18 protein-coding genes and 2 tRNA genes are annotated in these 21,567 nt (G+C 63.7%); 6 read left to right on the top strand and 14 right to left on the bottom strand.

The genetic code is table 11. The features are described from left to right. The first annotated feature begins 68 nt into the window (after positions 1–68). A complete protein-coding gene (gene mtgA / locus G4223_RS03685; protein WP_163675170.1) occupies positions 69–761 on the top strand; it encodes a monofunctional biosynthetic peptidoglycan transglycosylase in 693 nt (230 codons plus the stop codon). Here mtgA and G4223_RS03690 read toward each other — a convergent pair. The 4 genes from G4223_RS03690 to G4223_RS03705 are packed head-to-tail and all read right to left on the bottom strand — an operon-like array spanning position 758 to position 3,748. Further along, complete coding sequence (locus tag G4223_RS03690) at positions 758–1,453, bottom strand: ABC transporter permease (RefSeq protein WP_163675173.1); 696 nt, start codon at positions 1,451–1,453, stop codon at positions 758–760. The genes mtgA and G4223_RS03690 overlap by 4 nt on opposite strands. Then, positions 1,450–2,142, bottom strand: a complete 693-nt coding sequence (locus G4223_RS03695) for an ABC transporter permease (protein WP_163675176.1) — start codon at positions 2,140–2,142, stop codon at positions 1,450–1,452. The genes G4223_RS03690 and G4223_RS03695 overlap by 4 nt, the downstream gene beginning before the upstream one ends. 12 nt (positions 2,143–2,154) lie before the next feature. Beyond that, positions 2,155–2,898, bottom strand: a complete 744-nt coding sequence (locus G4223_RS03700; protein WP_163675179.1) for an ABC transporter substrate-binding protein — start codon at positions 2,896–2,898, stop codon at positions 2,155–2,157. A 22-nt stretch (positions 2,899–2,920) separates the two neighbouring features. Then, positions 2,921–3,748, bottom strand: a complete 828-nt coding sequence (locus tag G4223_RS03705) for an ABC transporter ATP-binding protein (protein ID WP_163675182.1) — start codon at positions 3,746–3,748, stop codon at positions 2,921–2,923. A gap of 70 nt (positions 3,749–3,818) precedes the next feature. On the opposite strand from G4223_RS03705, the gene G4223_RS03710 reads away from it, so the two are divergent. After that, entirely contained in the window at positions 3,819–4,415 is a 597-nt protein-coding gene (locus tag G4223_RS03710; protein WP_163675185.1) for a LysE/ArgO family amino acid transporter, read from the top strand. Here the strand turns inward: G4223_RS03710 and G4223_RS03715 are convergent. After that, on the bottom strand, positions 4,391–5,269 hold the full coding sequence (locus tag G4223_RS03715) for a DMT family transporter (RefSeq protein ID WP_163675188.1): 879 nt from the start codon (positions 5,267–5,269) through the stop codon (positions 4,391–4,393). The two genes, G4223_RS03710 and G4223_RS03715, sit on opposite strands and share 25 nt — an antisense overlap. A gap of 159 nt (positions 5,270–5,428) precedes the next feature. On the opposite strand from G4223_RS03715, the gene G4223_RS03720 reads away from it, so the two are divergent. Beyond that, entirely contained in the window at positions 5,429–6,394 is a 966-nt protein-coding gene (locus tag G4223_RS03720) for a glycosyltransferase family 9 protein (RefSeq protein WP_163675191.1), read from the top strand. On the opposite strand, the gene G4223_RS03725 is transcribed toward G4223_RS03720, so the two are convergent. The 3 genes from G4223_RS03725 to G4223_RS03735 form a co-directional block, all read right to left on the bottom strand. Beyond that, positions 6,376–6,807, bottom strand: coding sequence for a hypothetical protein (locus G4223_RS03725; protein WP_163675194.1), 432 nt, complete (start codon positions 6,805–6,807; stop codon positions 6,376–6,378). The genes G4223_RS03720 and G4223_RS03725 overlap by 19 nt on opposite strands. Before the next feature lie 181 nt (positions 6,808–6,988). Beyond that, positions 6,989–7,573, bottom strand: a complete 585-nt coding sequence (locus tag G4223_RS03730) for a GNAT family N-acetyltransferase (protein WP_163675197.1) — start codon at positions 7,571–7,573, stop codon at positions 6,989–6,991. Then, the gene (locus G4223_RS03735) at positions 7,570–8,454 is read right to left on the bottom strand and encodes an N-formylglutamate amidohydrolase (RefSeq protein WP_163675200.1); all 885 of its coding nucleotides are present in this window, start codon (positions 8,452–8,454) and stop codon (positions 7,570–7,572) included. Before G4223_RS03735 ends, G4223_RS03730 begins: the two co-directional genes overlap by 4 nt. 384 nt (positions 8,455–8,838) lie before the next feature. Between G4223_RS03735 and G4223_RS03740 the strand changes: the two genes are divergently transcribed. Both G4223_RS03740 and G4223_RS03745 read left to right on the top strand, forming a co-directional pair. Continuing rightward, positions 8,839–8,913: transfer RNA gene (locus tag G4223_RS03740), tRNA-Val, on the top strand. 289 nt (positions 8,914–9,202) lie between these two features. Next, positions 9,203–9,496, top strand: coding sequence for a hypothetical protein (locus G4223_RS03745; RefSeq protein ID WP_163675203.1), 294 nt, complete (start codon positions 9,203–9,205; stop codon positions 9,494–9,496). Here G4223_RS03745 and G4223_RS03750 read toward each other — a convergent pair. From G4223_RS03750 to G4223_RS03760, 3 genes are all read right to left on the bottom strand, one after another. Beyond that, positions 9,493–9,948, bottom strand: a complete 456-nt coding sequence (locus G4223_RS03750; RefSeq protein WP_163675206.1) for a hypothetical protein — start codon at positions 9,946–9,948, stop codon at positions 9,493–9,495. The genes G4223_RS03745 and G4223_RS03750 overlap by 4 nt on opposite strands. A gap of 213 nt (positions 9,949–10,161) precedes the next feature. Continuing rightward, positions 10,162–10,254: transfer RNA gene (locus G4223_RS03755), tRNA-Ser, on the bottom strand. A gap of 65 nt (positions 10,255–10,319) precedes the next feature. After that, the gene (locus G4223_RS03760) at positions 10,320–10,940 is read right to left on the bottom strand and encodes a glutathione S-transferase family protein (protein WP_163675210.1); all 621 of its coding nucleotides are present in this window, start codon (positions 10,938–10,940) and stop codon (positions 10,320–10,322) included. Between the two features lie 419 nt (positions 10,941–11,359). Between G4223_RS03760 and leuA the strand changes: the two genes are divergently transcribed. Then, a complete protein-coding gene (gene leuA / locus G4223_RS03765) occupies positions 11,360–13,012 on the top strand; it encodes a 2-isopropylmalate synthase (protein WP_163675213.1) in 1,653 nt (550 codons plus the stop codon). On the opposite strand, the gene G4223_RS03770 is transcribed toward leuA, so the two are convergent. From G4223_RS03770 to G4223_RS03780, 3 genes are all read right to left on the bottom strand, one after another. Further along, the gene (locus G4223_RS03770; RefSeq protein WP_163675230.1) at positions 12,904–13,314 is read right to left on the bottom strand and encodes a transposase; all 411 of its coding nucleotides are present in this window, start codon (positions 13,312–13,314) and stop codon (positions 12,904–12,906) included. The two genes, leuA and G4223_RS03770, sit on opposite strands and share 109 nt — an antisense overlap. Positions 13,315–13,419: 105 nt before the next feature. After that, positions 13,420–14,109, bottom strand: a complete 690-nt coding sequence (locus tag G4223_RS03775) for a Crp/Fnr family transcriptional regulator (RefSeq protein WP_163675216.1) — start codon at positions 14,107–14,109, stop codon at positions 13,420–13,422. 105 nt (positions 14,110–14,214) lie between these two features. Further along, entirely contained in the window at positions 14,215–21,462 is a 7,248-nt protein-coding gene (locus G4223_RS03780; protein WP_163675221.1) for a tandem-95 repeat protein, read from the bottom strand. Positions 21,463–21,567: the final 105 nt, after the last annotated feature.

The raw sequence follows: 21,567 nt of genomic DNA on the forward strand, positions 1-21,567 counted from the left end.
AGGACGGAGCCGGCAGGGTTGCCGCCCAGATCGTCCAATGGGCGGCACGATCCGTGGGGATGTGAGCGGTGGCCCGTTCCTGGCTTCGCCGCAACCGGCGCAGGATCGTCGTCTTTGCCCTGACGGTCGTGGTCGGGGTGCCGTTGGCGCTGACCCTGCTTTATCGTTTCGTGCCACCGCCGGCCACGCCGCTGATGCTGATCCGCGCCGCCCAGGGACAGGGCCTGGACAAGGATTGGCAACCGCTCAAACGCATTTCCCCCCACCTGCGCCGCGCGGTCATCGCCGCCGAGGACGCCAAGTTCTGCGGCCATTGGGGGTTCGACTGGGCCGCCATCGACAACGCCATCGACCGTTACGAAGCCGGCGGCAAGGTGCTGGGGGCCAGCACCATTTCCATGCAGACGGCCAAGAACGTGTTCCTGTGGCCGGGCCGCACCTTCCTGCGCAAGGGCATCGAGGCCTATCTGACGCTTTACCTTGAGGCGCTGTGGCCCAAGGACCGCATCCTCGAGGTCTATCTCAACATCGTCGAACTGGGCCCCGGCCTTTACGGCGCCGAGGCGGCGGCGCGGCGCTATTTCGGCAAGTCAGCGTCGGCGCTAAGCCAACGCGAGGCGGCATTGCTGGCCGCCGTGCTGCCGGCCCCCCTGGACCGCAATCCGGCACGGCCGACGGCCTATGTGGCGCGCCGCGCCGCCCTGATCGACGCCCGCGCCGATCAGGTGCGGCTGAGTCGCGACGGTGCCTGCGGAAACTAGCCCCGGTGGCGCAGATGGCGGGCGAGGTGCCATTCCAGCAGCTTGAACAGCCGCACGATGACATAGGAAATGGCCAGATAGAACGCCCCGGCCGCCAGGAAGATTTCCACCGGCATATAGGTCTTGGCGATGATGGTCCGCGCCATGCCGGTCAGTTCCAACAGCGTGATGGTGCTGGCCAGCGCGCTGCCCTTCAACATCAGGATCACTTCGTTGGAATAGGCCGGCAACGCGATGCGCACGGCACGCGGCAACACGATGCGGCGCAGGATCACCCCGTGCTTCATGCCCAGGGCCACCCCCGCCTCGACCTCGCCGCGCGGCACCGCCTGAATGGCGCCGCGCAGGATTTCCGCGATATAGGCGGCGGTGTGCAAGGCCATGGTCAAAAGCGCGCACCAATAGGGATCGCGCAGAAACGGCCACAATGCCGAATGGCGCACCGCCGGAAATTGCGACAGACCATAATAGACCAGGAACAACTGGACCATCAGCGGCGTGCCACGGAAAAAGAAGATGTAGGCCCAAGGCCCGCCCTTGACCCACAGCCGCTCCGACGACCGCGCGATACCCAGCGGCACAGCCAAAATCAGGCCGATCAGCCCGGAAAACACCACCAACTGCACGGTAAGGCGGGCGCCATCCAGCAATTTGGGCAGGTAGGTGACGGCGACGTCGAGGTCGAGGCTCATGACCGCGCCCTCGCGAAGCCGCGATTGGCGCGACGTTCCAACATCATCAAGCCGCCGCCGGTGATCACGGTCAACAGCAGGTAGATGCCGGCCGCCACCGCATAGAAGGTGAAGGGCTGCTTGGAGAAGCCGACGGCGATCTGGCTCTTGCGCATCAACTCGTCCAGTCCCACCACCGACACCAGGGCGGTGTCCTTCAGCAACACCATGAAAAGATTGCCCAATCCCGGCAGCGCCACCCGCCACAATTGCGGCAGCACGATGCGGCTGAAGGTGTGCCAGGGACCAAGCCCCAAGGCATGCGCGGCCTCGATGTGCCCTTTGGGCACGGTGGCCAAGGCGCCACGGAACACCTCGGTCGCATAGGCGCCGAATGTCAGCCCCAATGCCAAGGTCCCGGCGGCGAACGGATCCAGCTCGACATGGGTTTCCATGCCGACCCAGCCGGTCACCATCCCCAACGCCGCCGAGGAACCGAAATAGACGATCAGGACCACCAGCAATTCGGGCACGCCACGGACCAAGGTGGTGTAGCCGTCACCCAGCCAGCGCAGGGAGGCATGTGGCGACGCCTTGGCCATCGCCCCCAGCAGTCCCAGAACCAGCCCGACCCCCAGCGAGGCGAAGGCCAGTTCGAGCGTCATCAAGGTGCCAAGCGCCAGTTGCGGCCCGAAGCCGTGTAAATCCATGGTTTCGCCGCGTTACTGGTAGATGTTGAAGGGGAAATACTTGTCGTTGATCTTTTTGTAGGTGCCGTTGGCGACGATGGCCTTGAGCGCCCCGTTCAGCTTTTGCCGGAGCGCGTCGTCGCCCTTGCGCACGGCGATGGCAACCTTGTCGTTATCGAAAACCGGCTCGCCCTTGAATTCGAAATCCTTGCCGCCGTCGCTTTTCAGCCAGTCCCAATTGACGAACTTGTCGGCCAGGATGGCGTCGAGCCGGCCGGACGACAGGTCGAGATAGGCGTTGTCCTGGGTGTCGTAAAGCTTGATCTCGGCGTCCTTGACGTGTTCCTCGAGCCAGGTGCCGGCGATGGTGGCGCGCTGGGCGCCCAGCACCAGCCCCTTGAGCTTGACCGGCGAGAAGTCCGAGCCCTTGGCGGCGACGAACTGAAGCTTGTTGGTGTAATAGGGATCGGTGAAGTCCACCGCCTGTTGCCGTTCCGGCGTGATCGACATCGAGGCGACCAGCGCGTCGAACTTCTTGCCGTTCAGCGCCGGAATGATGCCGTCCCAATCCTGGGTGACGATGGTGCACTCGGCCTTGAGCTGGACGCACAGCGCGTTGGCGATGTCCACGTCGAAGCCCGTCAGCTTGCCCGAGGCGTCGATCTGGTTGAAGGGCGGATAGGCCCCTTCGGTGCCGAAGCGAATTATGTCGGCGGCATAAGCGTTGCCGGCGACGGCGGCCATGACGGTCGCGACGATCAGGGCTTTCAGGCGCATGGACGTCCTCCGGGATTGGGGCTCAGCGGTGGCTGGCCATGAATTGCTGACAACGCGGGGATTGCGGCGCGTCGAACACCTGTTCCGGCGTGCCTTCTTCCTCGATACGGCCGTCGTGCAGGAAGATGACGCGGCTGGAAACATTGCGGGCGAAACGCATTTCATGCGTCACCAGCAACATGGTGCGCCCCTCTTCGGCCAGACTGGTGATGACGTTCAGCACCTCGGCCACCATTTCCGGGTCAAGGGCCGAGGTGGGTTCGTCGAACAACACGACCTTGGGCTGCATGGCCAGGGTCCGGGCGATGGCGGCACGCTGTTGCTGACCGCCCGACAGGAAAGCGGGATAGGAATTGCGCTTGTCGGCGATGCCGACCTTGGCCAACAGCGCCTCGGCGGTTTCGATCGCCTGGGCGCGCGGTTGGCGCAATACGCGCAACGGCGCCTCGATCAGGTTTTCCAGGATGGTCATGTGCGGCCACAGATTGAAATTCTGGAACACGAACCCGATTCCGGCCCGCAAGCGCGCCATCTGGCGCGGGTCGGCCGGCACCAGATGGCCGTCCTTGGCATGACGCTTGAGCTTGAGTTCCTCGCCGCCCAGGGCGATCCGCCCCTCGTCCGGCGATTCCAACAGGTTGAGACAGCGCAGGAAGGTGCTTTTGCCCGATCCCGACGACCCCAGGATGGAAATCACCTCGCCGTCGCGGGCGGTGACACTGATGCCTTTGAGCACCTCAAGCCCGCCGAAACGCTTGTGGATGTTCTCAGCCTCAAGGGCGGGAGGGGAAGTCGCGGTCAAGGGGGGTAAATCCTGAGCATTGTCTGAAGCCGCTGCATTCGATGGCATTTGCCGCATCAAGTCAACACGGTACGACCACCCTTGCGCGACCGCCCCGGAGCATGGCACAGGATGGGTCATGATCACCGCTCTTCTTCATGGCCTGCTGCTCGCGCTCGGCCTCATTCTGCCACTTGGCCCGCAAAACGCCCTGGTCCTGTCGCAAGGGGCCATCCAGCCGTCGCTGTGGCGGGCGTTGCCGGTGGCCTTCACCGCCGCCTGTTGCGACACCTTGCTGATCGTCCTGGCGGTGGCCGGCGTGTCGGCGGCGGTGGCGGCCCTGGAGTGGCTGCACACAATCCTGGTGGTGGGCGGCGTTGGTTTCCTGGTGGTGGTGGGCTGGCTGACCTGGCGCAGCCCGCCCTTCGACCTGGATACCTCCTCACGCCCGGCAGCCGGGCGCCAGGTGGCCTATGCGGTGGCGTTGTCGCTGGGCAATCCGCACGCCATCGTCGACACCGTCGGCGTCATCGGCTCCAGTTCCCTGGCCTATGACGGAGCCACGCGGCTGGCCTTCGCCGGGGCCTGCGTCCTGGTCTCCTGGGTGTGGTTCGTGGTGCTGGCCGCCGCCGGCCGCATGGTGTCGCGGATCGAACCGGCGCGCCGGCTGCTCAACCCATTCTCGGCGGCGGTGATGTGGGTCAGCGCCGCCTATCTGGCCGCATCCTTGGTCTGAGGCGCCAACTGCACGGCCAGCATGGCGGCGAAGATGACGACACAGCCGGCCAGCGTCACCAGCCCCGGCCGCTCCCCCAACACCAGCATGCCGCCCACGGCCGAGAACACCGTCTCGGTGCTGAGGATCACCGCCGCGTCGGCGGCGTTGGCATGGCGTTGCGCCACCCCCTGAAGGGTGAAGGCCAATCCCACCGACAATATGCCGACGAAGGCGATCTCGAACCATGCCGCCCGGATGTCGGCCACGGCCACCGGCTCCAACGCCGCCGCCAGGACGGCCGACACCACGCCGGCCAGAACGAACTGGACCAGCGCCACCGTGGTCGGCATGCCGGTGGCACGCGCCATGTGCCCGACAAGGATGACATGGCAGGCCCAGAACACCGTGCTGGAAGCCACCCAAAGGTCGCCCCAGGCCAGATCCACCGCCCCCGCCCCGCTCAGCAGCCAAGTCCCGAACAGGCACGCCGCCGCCGCCGGCCACACCACCGGATGGGGCCGCGCCTTGAGGAACACCAAGCCGATCAACGGCACCAACGGCACGTAAAGCCCGGTCAGGAAGCCGGCGTTGGTCACCGAGGTACCGCCGATGCCCACCTGCTGCAAGATGCCGCCGCCACACAAGGCCAGACCGGTGGCCACCAGCCCCGGCCAATGACGTCCGGCGACGCCCCCCACACGCCGCCATTCCATCCAGGCCACCGGCAACACCACCAAGGCCCCCAGCACGAAACGGGCGGCGGAAAAGGTCAAGGCGCCCACATGGTCGCCGCTCAGTTTCTGGACGGTGAAAGACGCCCCCCAGATCACGGCGATCAACAGCAACAGCGAATTGGCCTGAAGGCGGGTCAAGGCGGCACTCTGGAACGGTGGCGGGGCGCGTACCCTAGACGGCCACGCCTGCCCCGTCCACCGCGCCCGACGCAGCCCAGACCTCCGCCAGTTGGTTTACGCCTTGCCTTCATGTAGCATCCGCCGGCCTTGAGTTTCTGGGAGCCGTTGGCTACAGCCGTGAACATCCTTTTCATCACCGCCACCCGTATCGGCGACGCCGTGTTGTCCACCGGACTTCTGGCATATCTGCGCGAACGCTATCCCCAGGCCCGCTTCACCGTCGCCTGCGGCCCGGCGCCGGCGCCGCTGTTCACGGCCCTGCCCGGTGTGGTCAAGGTCATCCCCATGGTCAAGCAACGCCGCGCCGGCCATTGGCTGCGGCTGTGGCGCCAGACGGTGACCACGCCGTGGTCATTGGTGGTGGACCTGCGCGGCTCGGCCATGGGGTGGCTGGTGCCGGCGCTGCGGCGCAAGGTGATCCGTTCGGATTGGAGTCCACGCCATCGGCTGGAACATCTAGCCCGATTGTTCGGACTCGAGGCGACGCCGCCCCTGCCCCGGCTGGCGGCTTCCGCCGAGGCGGCGGCCCGCGCCGCCGCCCTGATCCCGTCGGACCGGCTGGTATTGGCGGTCGGACCCAGCGCCAATTGGGGCGGCAAGCAATGGCCGGCCGAACGCTTCGCCGCCGCCGCCGCCGCCCTGACCGCGCCAGACGGCCCGATGGCGGGCGCGACCATCGCCGTGTTCGGCGGCCCCAACGAACGCGGCCCGGTCGAGACCTTCAGCGCCAGTTTCCCGGCCGAGCGCGTCATCGACCTGGCGGGCGACGTGGACCTGCCGACCGCCTATGCCTGTCTTGAGCGTTGCGGATTTTATCTGGGCAACGATTCGGGGCTGATGCACATGGCCGCCGCATCGGGCATCCCGACACTGGGACTGTTCGGCCCCAGTTCGGAAATCCTGTACGGCCCCATGGGCCGGTGGTGCCGATCGTTGCGCGGCCCGCGCAGTTTCGAGGACATCTGCCATGCCCCCGATTTCGACCACCGCGGCCAGAAATCGCTGATGGAGGACCTTGCGGTAGAGGCTGTGATCGCCGCCGCCACCGACCTTTGGGCCTGCGCTCAGGCCGCCAGGGCCTGACCGGCGCCCGACACCAAACCGCCCAGCACACCCAACAGCCAGGAACCAAAATCCTGTTGGTTGCCGTTTCGGCGCGCCGCCTTCCAGCGATCGAGAATTTGTCCCAGGGCACCGTCGGTGGCGGCACGTCCCGCCAACAGGCGGGCAAAGCAACGGTTAAGCTCGATCATCTGATCGACGCGACGACCACCAGCCCTAATCAGGGCGGCGGCATTGGCCAGGGCGGCACGGTCCTCGACCAGGGGCGCTTCCGGCGCCAGCGCGCCGACCACCCGCCACAATTCGGCATTGAAGGCAACGGCCGCGACACGGGCAGCCTCGGTCTCGGCGCGGTGCAATCCCAGGACGGACACCTCCATCACCACCGCAAACGCGATATCCAGACGGGTGCCGTATTTCGTCCATGCGGCCATTACTGCCTCCCCATACGGACAACATAGGTCCAAAGCATTTCTTTTCCTGTCACTAATGTGACCGAATGCGACGGGGAACCCAACCGCACAGGGGAAGCAACCCCACGGCACTGAGGGATAAGAACACGTCCTTTGGTATGCTGGTCCGCCATCCGAAAGCACGCGCAAACGGATTAGCCCCCTATCCTTCGATATCGGGGAAAGGCGGCGCGGTGCAGCCATCGGGCAAGGGCCGGGAATCGTCGCCCAGGGCGCGATGCATCATCACCACGTCGACCCAGCGCCCGAACTTCAGCCCGACCCCCCGCAGCACGCCCTCTTGGCGGAAGCCCATGGCGCGATGAAGGGCGATCGAGGATTGGTTGGCGGAATCGCCGATCACCGCGATCATACGGCGATAGCCCAGTTCGGTGCAGCGTTCGACCAACCCGCCCAACAGGGCGCGCCCGACACCACGGCGTTGGACGAAGGGGGCGACGTAGATGGAATCCTCGACCGTGTAGCGATAGGCCGAACGCGGACGCCACGGTCCGGCATAGGTGTATCCCACCACCTCGCCTTGGTCTTCGGCCACCAGATAAGGCATGCCACGCTCCAGCGTCGTGGCGTAGCGGCGGATCATCTCGTCCACGTTGGGCGGCACCTCTTCGAAGGACGCCGCGGAACGGGTGACGTAGAAGGTGTAGATCGCCTGGACCTGGGCCATGTCGGCCTCGGTGGCGTCCCGCACCAGAACGGGCAGCGGCGAATGAAGCGACAGCGTCATGAGAAAGCGTGTTCCCTGGTCAGTTCCGCCAAGGCCGCCACGACCCCGTCCAGGTCGGCGGCCAACTGGTTGAATGCCGGCAATTTCTCGTGCCGGAATTCGTCCATGTAAAGGGCGCGGTTGATCTCGATCTGAAGGGCGTGGCTGCCGTGCCGCGGCTGGCCGTAATGGCGGGTGGTGTACCCGCCGGCATAGGGCGTGTTGCGCACCACGCGATAGCCGCGCGCGCACAATCCTTCTTCCACCACCTTGGTGATTTCCGGGGCACAGGACGCGCCGTAGCAATCGCCCAGGACCACGTCCACCCGCGACAGGCCAACGTCGCGGTCCATGGGACCGCCGATGGACGGCATGGAATGGCAATCCACCAGAAGGGACCAGCCGAAAAGGGCCTGACATTCCTCGACCAGCGCGGCCAGACGGCGATGATAGGGACGGTAATAGCGGCCGATGCGGCGGTCGATCTCGCTGACCGGCAGCTTGCCGTCGTAAATCTCGGAACCGCTGGCCACCACCTTGGCGATGGTGCCAAGACCGGCGGCGACACGTTGGCTGCGGATGTTGGCGGAAGGCGGCAACGGCCCCGAGAACATGGACGGATCCAGTTCATAGGGTTCACGGTTGGGATCGACGAAGGCACGGGGAAACCGCGCCGCCAGCAACGGCGCGCCATGCTCCACCACGGACGCGAACAACTCGTCGACGAAGCTGTCCTCGCTGCGGCGCAGGGTTTGCGGGTCAAGTTTCGAGGCGGCGACGAAATCGGCCGGATAGTCCCGCCCGGAATGGGGCGAGGCGAACACCAGCGGCACCGTCCGCTCCCGTGGCTCGCGAACGGTCAACACCGCGCTGTCGTCAAGGGCGAGCGGCTTGCAGTCCATGCCCCAAGGTATTAGCAGGTTGGCGGGCCGCTGTCACAGGGGTGCATGCGCAACTCTCCCTCTTGCACGAAGAGGCCCGAAAAAAAGTTTTCCATTTTCGACTTGCCAAGGGAATCAGGAGCGGTTAAAAGACCGCCCTCGACGCCGCCAAACGGCGCGGGCGGTTAGCTCAGCGGCAGAGCACTTCCTTGACATAAAACCGGACTTGTCCGGCAACATGTTGGAAAAGCTGAGTCTATCGAAGACGGTTTCATCACAGTTTCAACGCAACAAACCCTGTTGCATCGAAACAAGAAACCAGATAATAAAGCGGCCCCGTCAAGGCCAGCTTGTAGGGTTTGGAGCCGAAAGGCTCAAGTAGATGATAAATCATCTACAAATAGTGGGCGGTTAGCTCAGCGGTAGAGCACTTCCTTGACATGGAAGGGGTCACAAGTTCGATCCTTGTACCGCCCACCATTACTTCCAAAAATATAGAATTACATAGCGCAGCATGCCATCGCAAGCACTTCTGCGCTAGCTTTGCGTCGGCGGACTGCCTGCTCAGCCCGTTCAAGGCTCCTTACTAGGGGTTTACACTCCCCGGCGGATACGCACCCGGCCGTGTCTCGTCCCTCACGGCTCCCCAGGCGGGAGCCTCCGGGCGGGCGGCGCTTTCGCAGCCCTGCGGGCCGCTCAACCGCAACAGCGGGGGAGGCGCTGAGGCGGGGTGCGGACGCACCTCGCTTCGGTTTGATGGGGGGCGGCCATGGGAAAAGACTTCCGCTGGATGTGGTTCGACACCGACCATGCCCGAATAGCGATTGTGATCCATCCTGACGGATTGGAAATGTCGGCCGAAGAATTGGCGCGTGTTTCCAAGGCTGGTTTGGGGCGGCACAAAAAGCCCACGACCGTCTTTGTGATGGACAACATGCGGCCGATCCGTGGCGGGCAGGTGTTCGTCCACCAGATCATTGGGGATGGCACTGGCGGGTTGTGCCTGTCCGATATGGCGCGCCCGTGGTCCGCCAGCAGCTTGGGAAATTTATTGCATACTTAGGCTGTCAGCCTGCGGAGCGTACCCAGGGCGGCTCCGCGAAGAAGCATTGGAATGCCAACGTAAAAACCAATCAGGAACCATAGGCGAAAATCAGTTAGCTCAAGCCCTTGTATGAGGATGGCATAGGCTTCCGCCGGCATAAGTCCCTTGAGGAAGGCTGTGGTGAAAAAGAAGGCGAGCGCGAGCATTGCGGCGGTAAAGACCGCCTTCTCCCGCTGGTTGCGCCTCCAAATCTCAAGAACCAGCATCGCGCCGAGGATAAGGAAGCTTGCCTCCCCAATGTGGGTGAACCACTTGGCATATTTAAATGGGATAGCCGTGATCAGGTCGGGTGATGGAATTTCCCTCAGGACAAAGCGGGTCAACAACCATCCTGTATTCGCGTCCCACCAGCCTGTTACAGCGACAGCGGTGCTGTAGATCGTAACGATGAAAGTGTTTTCGCCGCGCATGAGGGGTATCCGGGAGGAAAATTCTCTCCCCAGTTATAGGTCTGATGCGCCGACAGGCAAGGGATGTCGCGGGAGAGTTGGTGGGAAAGGGTGCTGACCTGCACCGCACTTGCTACAGCCGGAGCCCCTTGTAGCGCTATTGTAGCAAGGCGCAAGGGGCCTCGCGTGATCCGCTGTGATCTCGCGTGAGGCTAAGTGCTTGAAAAGTAAGGGTGGCGGAGGGAGGGGGATTCGAACCCCCGGTGGGGTTTGACACCCCACGACAGTTTAGCAAACTGCTGGTTTAAGCCACTCACCCATCCCTCCGCAGGGACCGTGCACGGTTGGTCCGTGGCTTGGAAGGCCGTTTCTAGCGGAGTGTGACGCGGGCGTCAACCCGGAACAATCATGCCTTTTTGCACGGCCGGACGGGCGGCGATGGTGTCGTACCAGCGCTTGACGTTGGGGAAATCCGCCGTCAGATCCACGCCTTGCCAGTCGGCGCGTTGGCACCACGGGAAAATGGCCATGTCGGCGATGGAATAATCGCCGGCGACGAATGCGGTTTCCCCCAACCGCGTGTCGAGAACGCCGTAAAGACGACGGGTTTCCTTGGTGTAGCGCTCGATCGCGTAAGGGACCTGTTCGGGGGCGAAACGGCGAAAATGGTGGGTTTGACCGAATATCGGGCCAATACCGCCCATCTGGAACATCAGCCATTGCAAGGTGTGGTAACGCGCCGCCGGTTCGGTCGGCAGGAAGCGGCCGGTTTTTTCCGCCAGGTAGACCAGGATGGCGCCTGATTCGAACAGCGTCAGCGACTGGCCGCCCGGCCCGTCGGCGTCGATGATGGCGGGGATTTTTGAATTGGGGTTGATGGCGACGTATTCGGGGGTGAACTGGTCGCCCTTCAGGATGTCGACGGCATGTACCCGATAGGGCAGGCCGACCTCTTCCAAAATGATGGAGACCTTGCGGCCATTGGGGGTGCCCCAGGTATAAAGATCGATCATGACGGTGCGGTCTCCTGGTCCGTGACGCGGCACAAGCAGCATAACAGGCCGGAAGCCTGGCTGCCTATCGCCGCAAAACGTGTGGGTGGTGCACGAGGGCGTTGACGCCGCCCCCCGCCCTCTGGCATCGTGACCGCCATGGAAAACAAGACCTTCGCCCTTCTGCTGCTTACCGGCCCGGTGTCGTAACTCGACGCCGGGGTTTCGCGTACGCGCTTTTTTCAGGGTTTTCGAAGGTCAGGTCCATGTTCCCTCATGTTTTCATCGTCGTCTGCGGCCGCAATGCCTTTACCGTGCCGTCTTCGCTGCGACTTAGCGGCGGTCGCCGGGTTTGACGCACCCGCGCGGGTGCTCCGGCGGCCGTGACCGTGCCGCGCTTCACAGTCCAGCAGATTGACCCGTTTCAAGGATTTCCGGCCATGAAGACCGACGCCGCTTCCAAGTATCGCCCTTATCCCGCCATCAAGCTGACCGATCGCCGTTGGCCCGACGCGGTGATCGACCATCCGCCCATGTGGTGCAGCGTCGATCTGCGCGACGGCAACCAGGCGCTGATCGACCCCATGGACACCGAACGCAAGATGCGTCTGTGGCACACCCTGGTCGGCATGGGGTTCAAGGAAATCGAGGTGGGCTTTCCCGCCGCCTCGCAGACCGATTACGACTTCATCCGCCATCTGATCGACGGCAACCATATCCCCGACGACGTCACCATCCAGATTCTGACTCAATCGCGTGAGGATCTGATCCGCAAGAGCTTCGAGGCGCTGGAGGGTGCCAAGAAGGCGGTGGTGCACCTGTACAACTCGACCTCGGAAGTACAGCGGCGGGTGGTGTTCGGCTTCGATCGCCAGGGCTGTGTCGACCTGGCGCTGGGGGGCGTGCGGCTGGTACGCGAGCTGTCGGCGGCGCGTCGGGATGGCGAGATCGTCTTCCAGTACAGCCCGGAAAGCTTTACCGGCACCGAACCCGATTTCGCGATCGAGATCGTCGAGGCGGTGGCCCAGGAATGGGGCGCCGGACCGGGGCGCAAGATGATCGTCAATCTGCCCGCCACGGTGGAGATGAGCACTCCCAACGTCTATGCCGATGTCATCGAATGGTTCGGCCGCACCGTCAAGGGGCGCGAGAACCTGATCATCTCGGTTCACCCGCACAACGACCGCGGCACCGGTGTCGCGGCGGCTGAACTGGCGGTGATGGCTGGTGCCGACCGCGTCGAGGGCACGCTGTTCGGCAATGGCGAGCGTACCGGCAACGTCGATGTTTGTACCCTGGCGCTGAATCTGTTCACCCAAGGCGTCAATCCCGGCCTGGACCTGTCGGACATCGACACCATCCGTCAGGTGGCCGAGGAATGCACCGGCCTGCCGGTGCACCAACGGCACCCCTATGCCGGCGAGTTGGTCTATACCGCGTTCTCGGGATCGCACCAGGACGCCATCAAGAAGGGCTTCACCGCTCGCAAGACCGCCAATGACGAGGTATGGGAGGTTCCCTACCTGCCCATCGACCCAGCCGATGTCGGCCGCACCTACGAGGCGGTGATCCGTATCAACAGCCAGTCGGGCAAGGGCGGCGTCGCCTATGTGCTGGAACGCGACCACGGGCTGGAATTGCCCAAGGCCATGCAGTCGGAATTCGCCCGGGTGGTGCAACAGGTGGCCGACCGAGAAGGCCGCGAACTGAGCGCCGAGGAAATCTACGTTTTCTTCGAACGCACTTATTACACCCCCGGCGCCTTGCAGGTGATGGACTATTCCACCATTCCCACCGGCAAGGGTGCTCGGTCGCTGACCGCCACCGTGTCGTGGAACGGGCAGACGCGCACCATCACCGGCAGCGGCACCGGCCCCGTGGATGCCTTCGTCCATGCGCTGGGCAAGGATCTGGGCATCAAGGTCAAGGTGCGGGACTACCACGAGCATTCCGTCGGCCAGGGCTCGGAAGCCCAGGCGGCGTGTTACGTGGCGGTGGACGGCAAATATGGCGTCGTCCACGGTGCCGCCACCGACGTCAGTGTCACCATGGCCGCCCTGGCCGCGGTGGCCAGCGCGGTCAACCGCATGTAGGCAAACAAAACGGGGAAAGCAGCCTGGATTTTGAGGAAGAAATAGGCATCGTCTCGGTATCCGCAGGCCATGCGTTTAATGACCTTGGTGCGGTTGTCGATGCCTTCGAGGATGCAGGTGTTGAGGCGCCATGAAGCGCTGGCGACGATGCCGGCCAGATAGGGTTCGAGCTTCCTGGCGAAGCGGACCAAGGGGGCGATGCCGTTTTCAGACCAAGCCCGCCAAGCATTTTGGGCGGCATCGGGCGACGGCTGGCGCCAGAGTTGTTGAGTTCGTCCTTGAAGACGTAGACGGTCATCAATGCCTGATTGGCGGCGAGGAGTTCGTCCAGGCGGACATGGTCCTCGGGCCGCTTCAACTGTCGCGGTTGCAGGACAAGACTGAGCGTCGGTGGGAAGTGGTTACCCTTATTCGGAGCTATAGGTTTCCAGCGCATGGCGGGCTTTGATGGTGATATGTCCCCGCGACAGCGCCACCACATCCGCCTGTTCCCATTTGGACAACAGACGGTTGATGCTTTCGCGGCTGACTGACATCTGGTCGGCCAGATCCTGCTGTGAAATTCGCACAGTCACCGGTAAGGCCGCATTCGGTTGCAGGTCGCATAACGCCAGCAGACACTTGGCGACACGGGCCGGCAGGGACATGAACAATAGGTCCTCGATCAACTGATCCGCACTGCGGACCCGCTGGCACAACGTGCCGATCATGCGGACGGCATGGGATGGGTATTCGTCGAGATAGTTCAGGACGTCCTTCCTTCCCAGCGACAGCACCACGCTTTCTGATACTGCTGAAGCGTCGGCGGTGCGAGGACCATCGTCGAAGACCGCGATCTCGCCGAATATCTGGCCGGGGCGAAGCTGCGCAAAGGATACCTGTCGACCGTCCTTCGTGATCACGCCGATCTGAATTTCCCCTTGGACGACGATGTAAAGAGCGTCGCCCGGGTCACCCTTGTGGAAAAGAAATTGCCGCGGCGCCAGCCGAAGGACCTTGGTGCGTGCCACCAATCCCGCCAGCGCCTCACGTGGCAACCCACTGAACAGAGGAAACTTCTGGAAAAGCTCGATACTTGGCTTTCCGTACCAATCCATGACCACCCCGCTTCCACTAAAAGGATAGCAGGAATGTTGTCATGTGCAAGATGAGGGAGCTGTTGCGCACAGCTCCCTCCCACTGTCCCTCGGAAGACGACGACCCTAGGAATGTTGCCAATTGGCAGCGATGATATTGTCCAAGCTTTGGTGCTGCTGGGTCGTCAATTCACTCTGCGTTGCCGCGGGCGGCGCGAAGGCTGCCATCGCGGAAACCAGATTCTCCACATTGGTGTGGTCCAGCGTGGTGCCGTCCGCCAATTGCAGGCTGGCCACCTGGCTGTTGGCGTTGGTGCCGTACCAATCGGTCAGCACCACCTTGTCGGAACCGCCTAACACCGAAATCTCCAGGTTGTCGCCGTTGCGGGCGAACCACAGCGTGTCGGCGGTGATACTGGCACCGAAGCGCAGCGTGTCGGCGGCACCGTCCAAATTGCCCGAGGCATTGACGATGGTGTCCACACCGTCGCCCAGGTTGAACAGGTACAGATCCTCGCCAGAGCCGCCCGACAAGGTATCCCATCCCGCCGCGCCGCTCAGCGTGTCGTTGCCGGCGCCGCCCGACAGGACGTCGTCGCCGACGGTTCCGGTCAGGATGTCGGCTCCGCTGCCGCCGGTCAAGCTGGCGCCATAGACGCCGCTGCCGTCCGGTTCGTAGCCGGGGAAGAAATTGGCTGCCGTCAAGTCGCTGGCCTTCACTCCGAGCAACACCGCCAGCGACTGCCATTGCGCCGTGCCGCCGTATCCGTCGGTGTCCACCTGCAACAGCGTGTCGTTCCCCGATTGCACCACCCGCAGGCTACCGGTGCCGAATGGGTTGGACTGGCCGTCCCAGGCGTGCAGATAGGTTTCTTGGAAGCTGGCCAGATCAATGACGTCGCCACCGGAACCGGCGGTGAAGTCGGTGACGACGAGGGTCGTCTTGCCCGAAACCATGCGCTGGATGACGATCATGTCCCGACCTTCGCCGGTGGTTACCGTGTCGGTGCCGCCATAGCCACCCACATGGATGGTGTCGTCGCCCGCACCGGCGTCGATGATCTCGCCACTCTCGCTGTAGACGTAGACGATGTCGTTGCCGTTGCCGCCAGACACGTGGTTGCGGCCGGCGGCGCCGATAAGGGTGTCGTTGCCGTCACCGCCATACAGCCAGTCGTCACCCGCGTCGCCGCTGAGATAGTCGTTGCCGGTGCCTCCGTCCAGCACGTCGTCACCGGTACCGCCGTACAGCCAATCGTTGCCGTCGTCGCCGCGCATCAGGTCCTGGCCGATGCTGCCGTTCAAGGTGTCGCTACCGGCACCCCCGGTGATGTAGTCGTTGCCGCCGCCACCGTTCAGAACATCCGCGCCGGAACCGCCGGTCAGGGTCACGCCGCTTTCGGCGGCGCCGAAGGGATCGTAAGCAGGGATGAAATTGTCCGCCCTCAGGGCCGACGCCTGTACGTTCTTCAAAAGCAAGATCGCCGTGAAGGCATGGGCATTGCCGCCGGCACCGTCGCGGTCCACCTCAAGAACGGTGTCCGCCCCCACTTGGCGCACACGCAGGAACTTGGACGAGCCGAACGGGTTGCCCGACGCGCTCCACCCGATCAGGGCGTTGCCGAGCAGGCGATTGAGGTCGATCTGGTCGCCACCCAGGCCTGCGCTGAAATCAGTCACCACATTGGCGGCGTTGAAGCTTACGGAATAGTTGGTCTGGATGGTGTCGCGGCCGCTGCCGGTGGTAATGGTTGCGCCGCTGTAGGTGTCGACCATGATGACATCGTCGCCGGAGCCGGCGTCGATGGTGCTTGTCCCGCGTGAGATGCTGGCGGTCACTGTGATATTGTCGTTGCCGTCACCGCCGAAGATGGTTCCGTTGCCGTAACCGCTATAAATGGTGTCGTCGCCGGCACCACCGTCGATGAAATCGTTGCCGACGCTGGCGGCTATGGAGTTGCCGCCGTACAGCCAGTCATTGCCGTTGCCGCCCAGGATGGTGTCACTGCCCGAACCGCCAATGATGAAATCATTGCCGTCGCCACCCGAAAGCCAGTCGTTGCCGGCACCGCCGAACATGCTGGAAACTCCACCGCCACCAAGCAACATGTCGTTGCCGCCGCTGCCCGTCAGGGTTTCCATGGTGTTGCTGGTACTGACGACCTCAAGTCCGTGGGGCAGTCCGCCGGCTGGATCGAAATTCAGCAGCGCGGTGAAGTTGTCGGCGGTCAGGCTGGTGGCGCTGGTGTTGGCCAGCACACCGAGGGTGGTCCATGCCCAGGATCCTTTCGTCCCGTCGCGGTCGACCTGGACCAAGGTGGAGCCGTTCTCCTGGACCAGCCGCACGAAACCCTGGCTGAACAGGTTGCTGACGCCATCCCAGCCATAAAGTTCGAAGCTGTTGAGGAAGGTCGACAGGTCGATGATGTCGCCGCCGCTGCCGGTCGCGAAATCCACGATCACGTTGCTGGCCCCTTTTTTGCTCTCCGCGCTGGATGACAAGAATTTAAAGGTGTCGCGTCCCTCTCCGCCGAAGATGGTGGCGTTGCTGCTCCCGACGCTAATGGTGTCGTCGCCGCTGCCGCCGTCCACATAGGTGGTCGAGGTGTCGGACCATTGCAGGGTGTCGTTGCCCGCGCCGCCGTACAGCGTGTTGACGCCGTCGCCGCCGTCCAGGGTGTCGTTGCCGTCGCCGCCGTCCAGAATGTCGTTGCCGGCACCGCCGTAAAGTACGTCGTTGCCGCCGTCGCCCATCAGGTAATCGTCGCCAGCTTGGCCAGAGAGGTAGTCGTTGCCGCCCAGGCCACGCAGATAGTCGTTGCCGGGCAGCCCGCTGATGTAATCGCTGTTCTCCGTGCCGTACAGCCAATCGGCATTGATGGTCGGCACCGCAGTGATGGCCAGGTCGGCCGTCAGCGTGGTGGTCTTGGTGTCGCCGTTGACGGTTTCCGTCGCCGTGGCGGAAACCGTCAGGGTGAAGGTGCCGCCTTTGCTGGTGATCACGCTCAGCCCAGGCAACTGCGCGGCGGACACCATCCAGTCGCCGTTGTCCAGGCGGGTGCCGGCGGACAATCGCGCTTCCGTCGGCAGCCCTTGGATGGTGATGTCGGACAGGGTTTCCGACCCGTCGGTGTCGGCCAGCGCCGCAGTCAGGTTCAATGCGATGGCGCTGTAGGTCGTGCCGGAAATGGCGCTGAAGCCCATGACCGGAGCGTCGGCCTGGGCGGTGATGCTGACAGCCACCGTGGCCGACGACGTCTTGCCGTCCTCGGACAGCGTATAGCTGATCACCGCCGGATCGGCGCGGTTCGCTTCGGGCACATAGGTCAGGGTGCCGTCGGCGTTGACGGTGACCGTGCCGTGGGTGGCCGAAACCGAACTGATGGACGGCAGGCGCACGTTGCTGGCGTGCAGGTCGTTGGCCAGGATGTCGATGATGATGGCTTGGTCTTCGACAATGGCGACGCTGTCGTTTTTGGCAACCAGCGGCTCGTCCACGTTGACGATCCGGTAACCAACCGTTTGGCTGCTGGTGGCGCCCAGCGCATCGGTGGCGGTTATCGTGACTTCCCCGGCGCCATCGGCCACCGCTTCGTAATCCAGGGAGCATCCGGCCCTCAGCCGCAAGACGCCGCCGGCGATCTCGAAGCGGTCATCATCCACCGACAGGGTGATGGTGTCGCCCTCGGGGTCGGTGACCTTGACCTTGGCCAAGGTCAGCCCGGCGACGTTTTCCTTCAGTCCGGCGGCGATGCCGCTGACCGTGATGTTCGGGGCGTCGTTGACCGCCAGGACCTGTACGACCTGCGATAACGCCGAACTGGTGGCGCTGCCGTCGTTGACCGTCAGAGTGATGGTCCGTTCGCTGGTGTCGGGTGTGTCGCTGGTATTCGAATACCGTACCGACGCCAAAACCGCCTGATAGGATTCCGCCGAGGCGCTGCCGCTCAGGGTCAGTATGCCGGTCTTGCTGCTGTACGACCCGGTGATGCCGTCCTGGGGGGTGAACGACAGCACGTCACCGGCCGCCAGGTTGGTGATGGTAACGACCGCGCGCTTGAACACTGTGCTGTCCACGTCGGTGACCGTCAGGCCATCGAACAACGCCACCGCGTTTCCTCCTTCGATGAACAGCGGCGGCGGGGCGAAGATACGTGCTGCCGCGTTCCCCGACATCGTGTCGCCCCATTCAGCCGCGCGGGAATTCCAGCTCAGCACCACACGACCGTCATCCAGGACCGCCATGTCCTGGTTTCCCTGGAAACCATCGACGATCTGGTTGACGACAAAGGCGTCGCCGATCCTGTTGCCGAGGGCGTCATAACGCTGGGCCGCCACGCCGCCGCCGGAGGTGTCGTCGGCCATCTGCCCCTGGAATGTCCAACTCAGCAGATAGCCACCATCGGCCAGCGCGGAAATGACGGGACTACGAACGCCTCCCGCAGATGTGACCAGGGTTTCTCCACCCACACGATTACCGGCGGCATCAAAACGTTGGCTGTAGATACCGTTGACGCGACTGACGGTGCCGCCGCCGTTCCAGACGATCACGTACCCGCCATCGGCCAGGCCGGTTATCGCCGGTTCGGTTTCCATTCCGTAGGTGTCGGTCGGCACCATGGCCGCGTCGCCCACTGCGTTGCCCTGTGCATCGAATCGCTGGGCCCGGATGTCGGCCGGAGAGGAACCATCCTGCCAGACCACGACGAACCCGCCGTCATTGAGCGCGGCTGTCTGGACAGAGCTTTGGTGAGAAGAGGTGTAGGGGGCAAGATGAAACTCCGGCCCTGCGGCCGTGCCGTCGGCATTGAACAGACGGCCGACGATGCCAGTCTTGTCGGTATAACCCGAGCGCCCCTCGAACGATACCCAACTGACGAGGAACCCGCCGGAAGACAAGGCTGTGACCGCCGGCCGGCCAAGACCGGACGAGGTCAGGTCGGCCTGAAGGGTGTTGGCCATGAATTCCGCAGACAGCGGTGTTCCATCGGCGGCCAGGATGCGCACGGCGACATCGCCGCGACCGTTGCCCAGGTTGGTGGTGGCGTTGCTCCATGCGACGACGATGGTCCCGTTCTGTAGACGGGTCGCCGCAGGTTCCCATTGGCCCCCAACCGTGGTGGTGTTGAGGCGATATTCCGTTCCCACTTTGCTGCCATCGGCCGCGAAGCGCTGTGCTGCGACACTGCCCAGGCTGGAATCGCCGGTGGCGGAATCAAAGGAATGCCAGATGGCCAGGAAGCCGCCATCGGCCAGAGCGACAAGGGTATTCCCCTCTTGCTCACCCCCATTGTTGGTGCTGACCAGGAATTCCGCGCCGGGCCGCAAGCCCGCCTCGCTTTCCGGCATGAACAAGACCGGTGCGTCGTTGACGGCGGTGACACGGGTGGTCAGCGTGCTGACGGCAGCGGCGATGGCGCTGCTGCCGCCATTGACCGAAGCGTCCACCAAGGCGGTGCCGGTCAGGCTGTCGGACCATTCGTCGGCATAGGAATCATCCATGCCGCGGACCTGTAGTGCAGGTGGGGTGCCGAAATAATCGGCCGCCGGCAGGAACCGAAGCAGCGAACTGGCAGAAATGGCGACAGCATGGGAATCGTCGACCACGCCAATGTCGCTCCAAGTGGTGCCGCCATCGGAGGAATATTGCCAAGCACCTTCGGCGGCCGAAGCGGTGTTGCCGACCACGGCAAGACCGGCGAACGAGGCCCCGCTGTCAACGTCGCTGAACTTGGCGCCGAACAGGCTGGCAATGGTGGCGCCGGTCGGCGACGGGGTGTCCTCGGCGATGGCCGGCAAGGCCACGCTGGCCGACAGCACCGGAGCATCGTTGCGTCCTTCCACCGTCAAGGTGGCGGTCTGCGCCACGGTGCCGCCGCGCCCATCGGACACCAGATAGCTGAACACCAGGTCAAGGTTCTGCCCTGGCGCAAGCGACTTGAACTGGTTGGTGTCGAGGGAAAGGACACCGTTGCTGGCCGTGAACCTGACCGATTGCCCCGAGGTCAGCTTCAATCCGCTGACGGAAAGGGTGTCGCCATCCACGTCCGACGCGCCGGCAAGCAGGTTCAGGGTGAAGGTGCCGGCATCCTCGTCGGTGGAGGCGATCAGGGCGGCGGACACCTCGGGGGCGTCGTTCTTGCCGGTCACCGTCACCGTTACCGTCTGGGGCACCTGGGCGATACCGTCGCTGACCAGATAGGAGAAGGTCAGCACCGCGTTTTGTCCGACCTTCAGGCTGTTGAACTGGGTGGGATCCAGCACCAACTGGCCGTCTTCCACGGTGAACGCCGCCGTCGGGCCGCCGGTCTGGGTCAGGGCCGCCACCGACAACACGTCGCCGTCCACATCCGAGGCACCGGTCAGCAGGTTGACCGCCAGAATGGCGGAATCCTCTGTGGTACTGGCCTTCAACGCGGATTTCAGAACCGGGGCGTCGTTGACGCCTTCGATCACCACGGTGACGGTTTGCGGCGCCGTCGCCCGGCCGTCGCTCACCATGTAGGTGAAGGTCAGGGTCGCGGTTTCACCCTGTTTCAGGCTGTTGAACTGAGCCGTGTTGAGGCTGAGGACGCCATTCTTCACCGAATAGCTGGTCTTGGGCCCCGAAACGAGCGCCATCTTGGTCACCGACAGGGTGTTGCCGTCCACGTCCGACGCCCCTTGCAGCAGGTTCAGGGTGAAGGTGCCGGCGTCTTCGTTGGTGGAGGCAATCAAGGCATCGGACACGACCGGGGCGTCGTTCTGGCCACTGACGGTGACTGTCAGGGTTTGCGGCACCATGGCGGTGCCGTCGCTGACCATGTACGTGAAGGTCAGGACGGCTTTCTCTCCGACCTTCAGACTGTTGAACTGGGTGGGGTCCAGCACCAGCTTGCCGTCCTCGACGCTAAAGGCCGCCGTCGGACCGCTGCTCTGAACCAGGCCGGCCACCGACAGCACATCGCCGTCCACGTCCGTCGCGCCGGTCAGCAGGTTGACAACCAAGGGGATGGAATCTTCGGTGGTCGAAGCCTTCAGCGCGGATTTGACTACGGGGGCATCGTTGACGCCTTCGATCACCAGGGTCATGGTCGCCGGTGTCTTCAGCTTTCCGTCGCCGACCATGTAGGTGAAGGTCAAGGTGGCGGTCTCGCCGTCCTTGAGGCCGTTGAACCGCGAGGTGTTCAGGCTGAGCACACCGTTTTTCAGCGAATAGGAAGCCTTGGGGCCGGAAACAAGTGCGAGGCCGCTCACCACGAGCGGGTCGCCATCGGGATCGACGGCGCCGGACAGCAAGTCAATGAGCGCCAGGCCGGCATCTTCGCTGCGGGTCACGCTCAACGGTACCGTCATGGGGGCAGTGTTCACTGTCGTCGTGCTGCTCGTCACCATGGTCCCCTCCACTTCCACTAGTCGCTTTGCGATGCGACAATGATTCCAGATAGTGGTATCGCTGTATGTGATGTGCTGCACACACGAGCGCACATTGCGTTTGCA

Source organism: Magnetospirillum aberrantis SpK, from assembly GCF_011022235.1.
In the GTDB taxonomy this organism is placed as follows: domain Bacteria; phylum Pseudomonadota; class Alphaproteobacteria; order Rhodospirillales; family Magnetospirillaceae; genus Magnetospirillum; species Magnetospirillum aberrantis.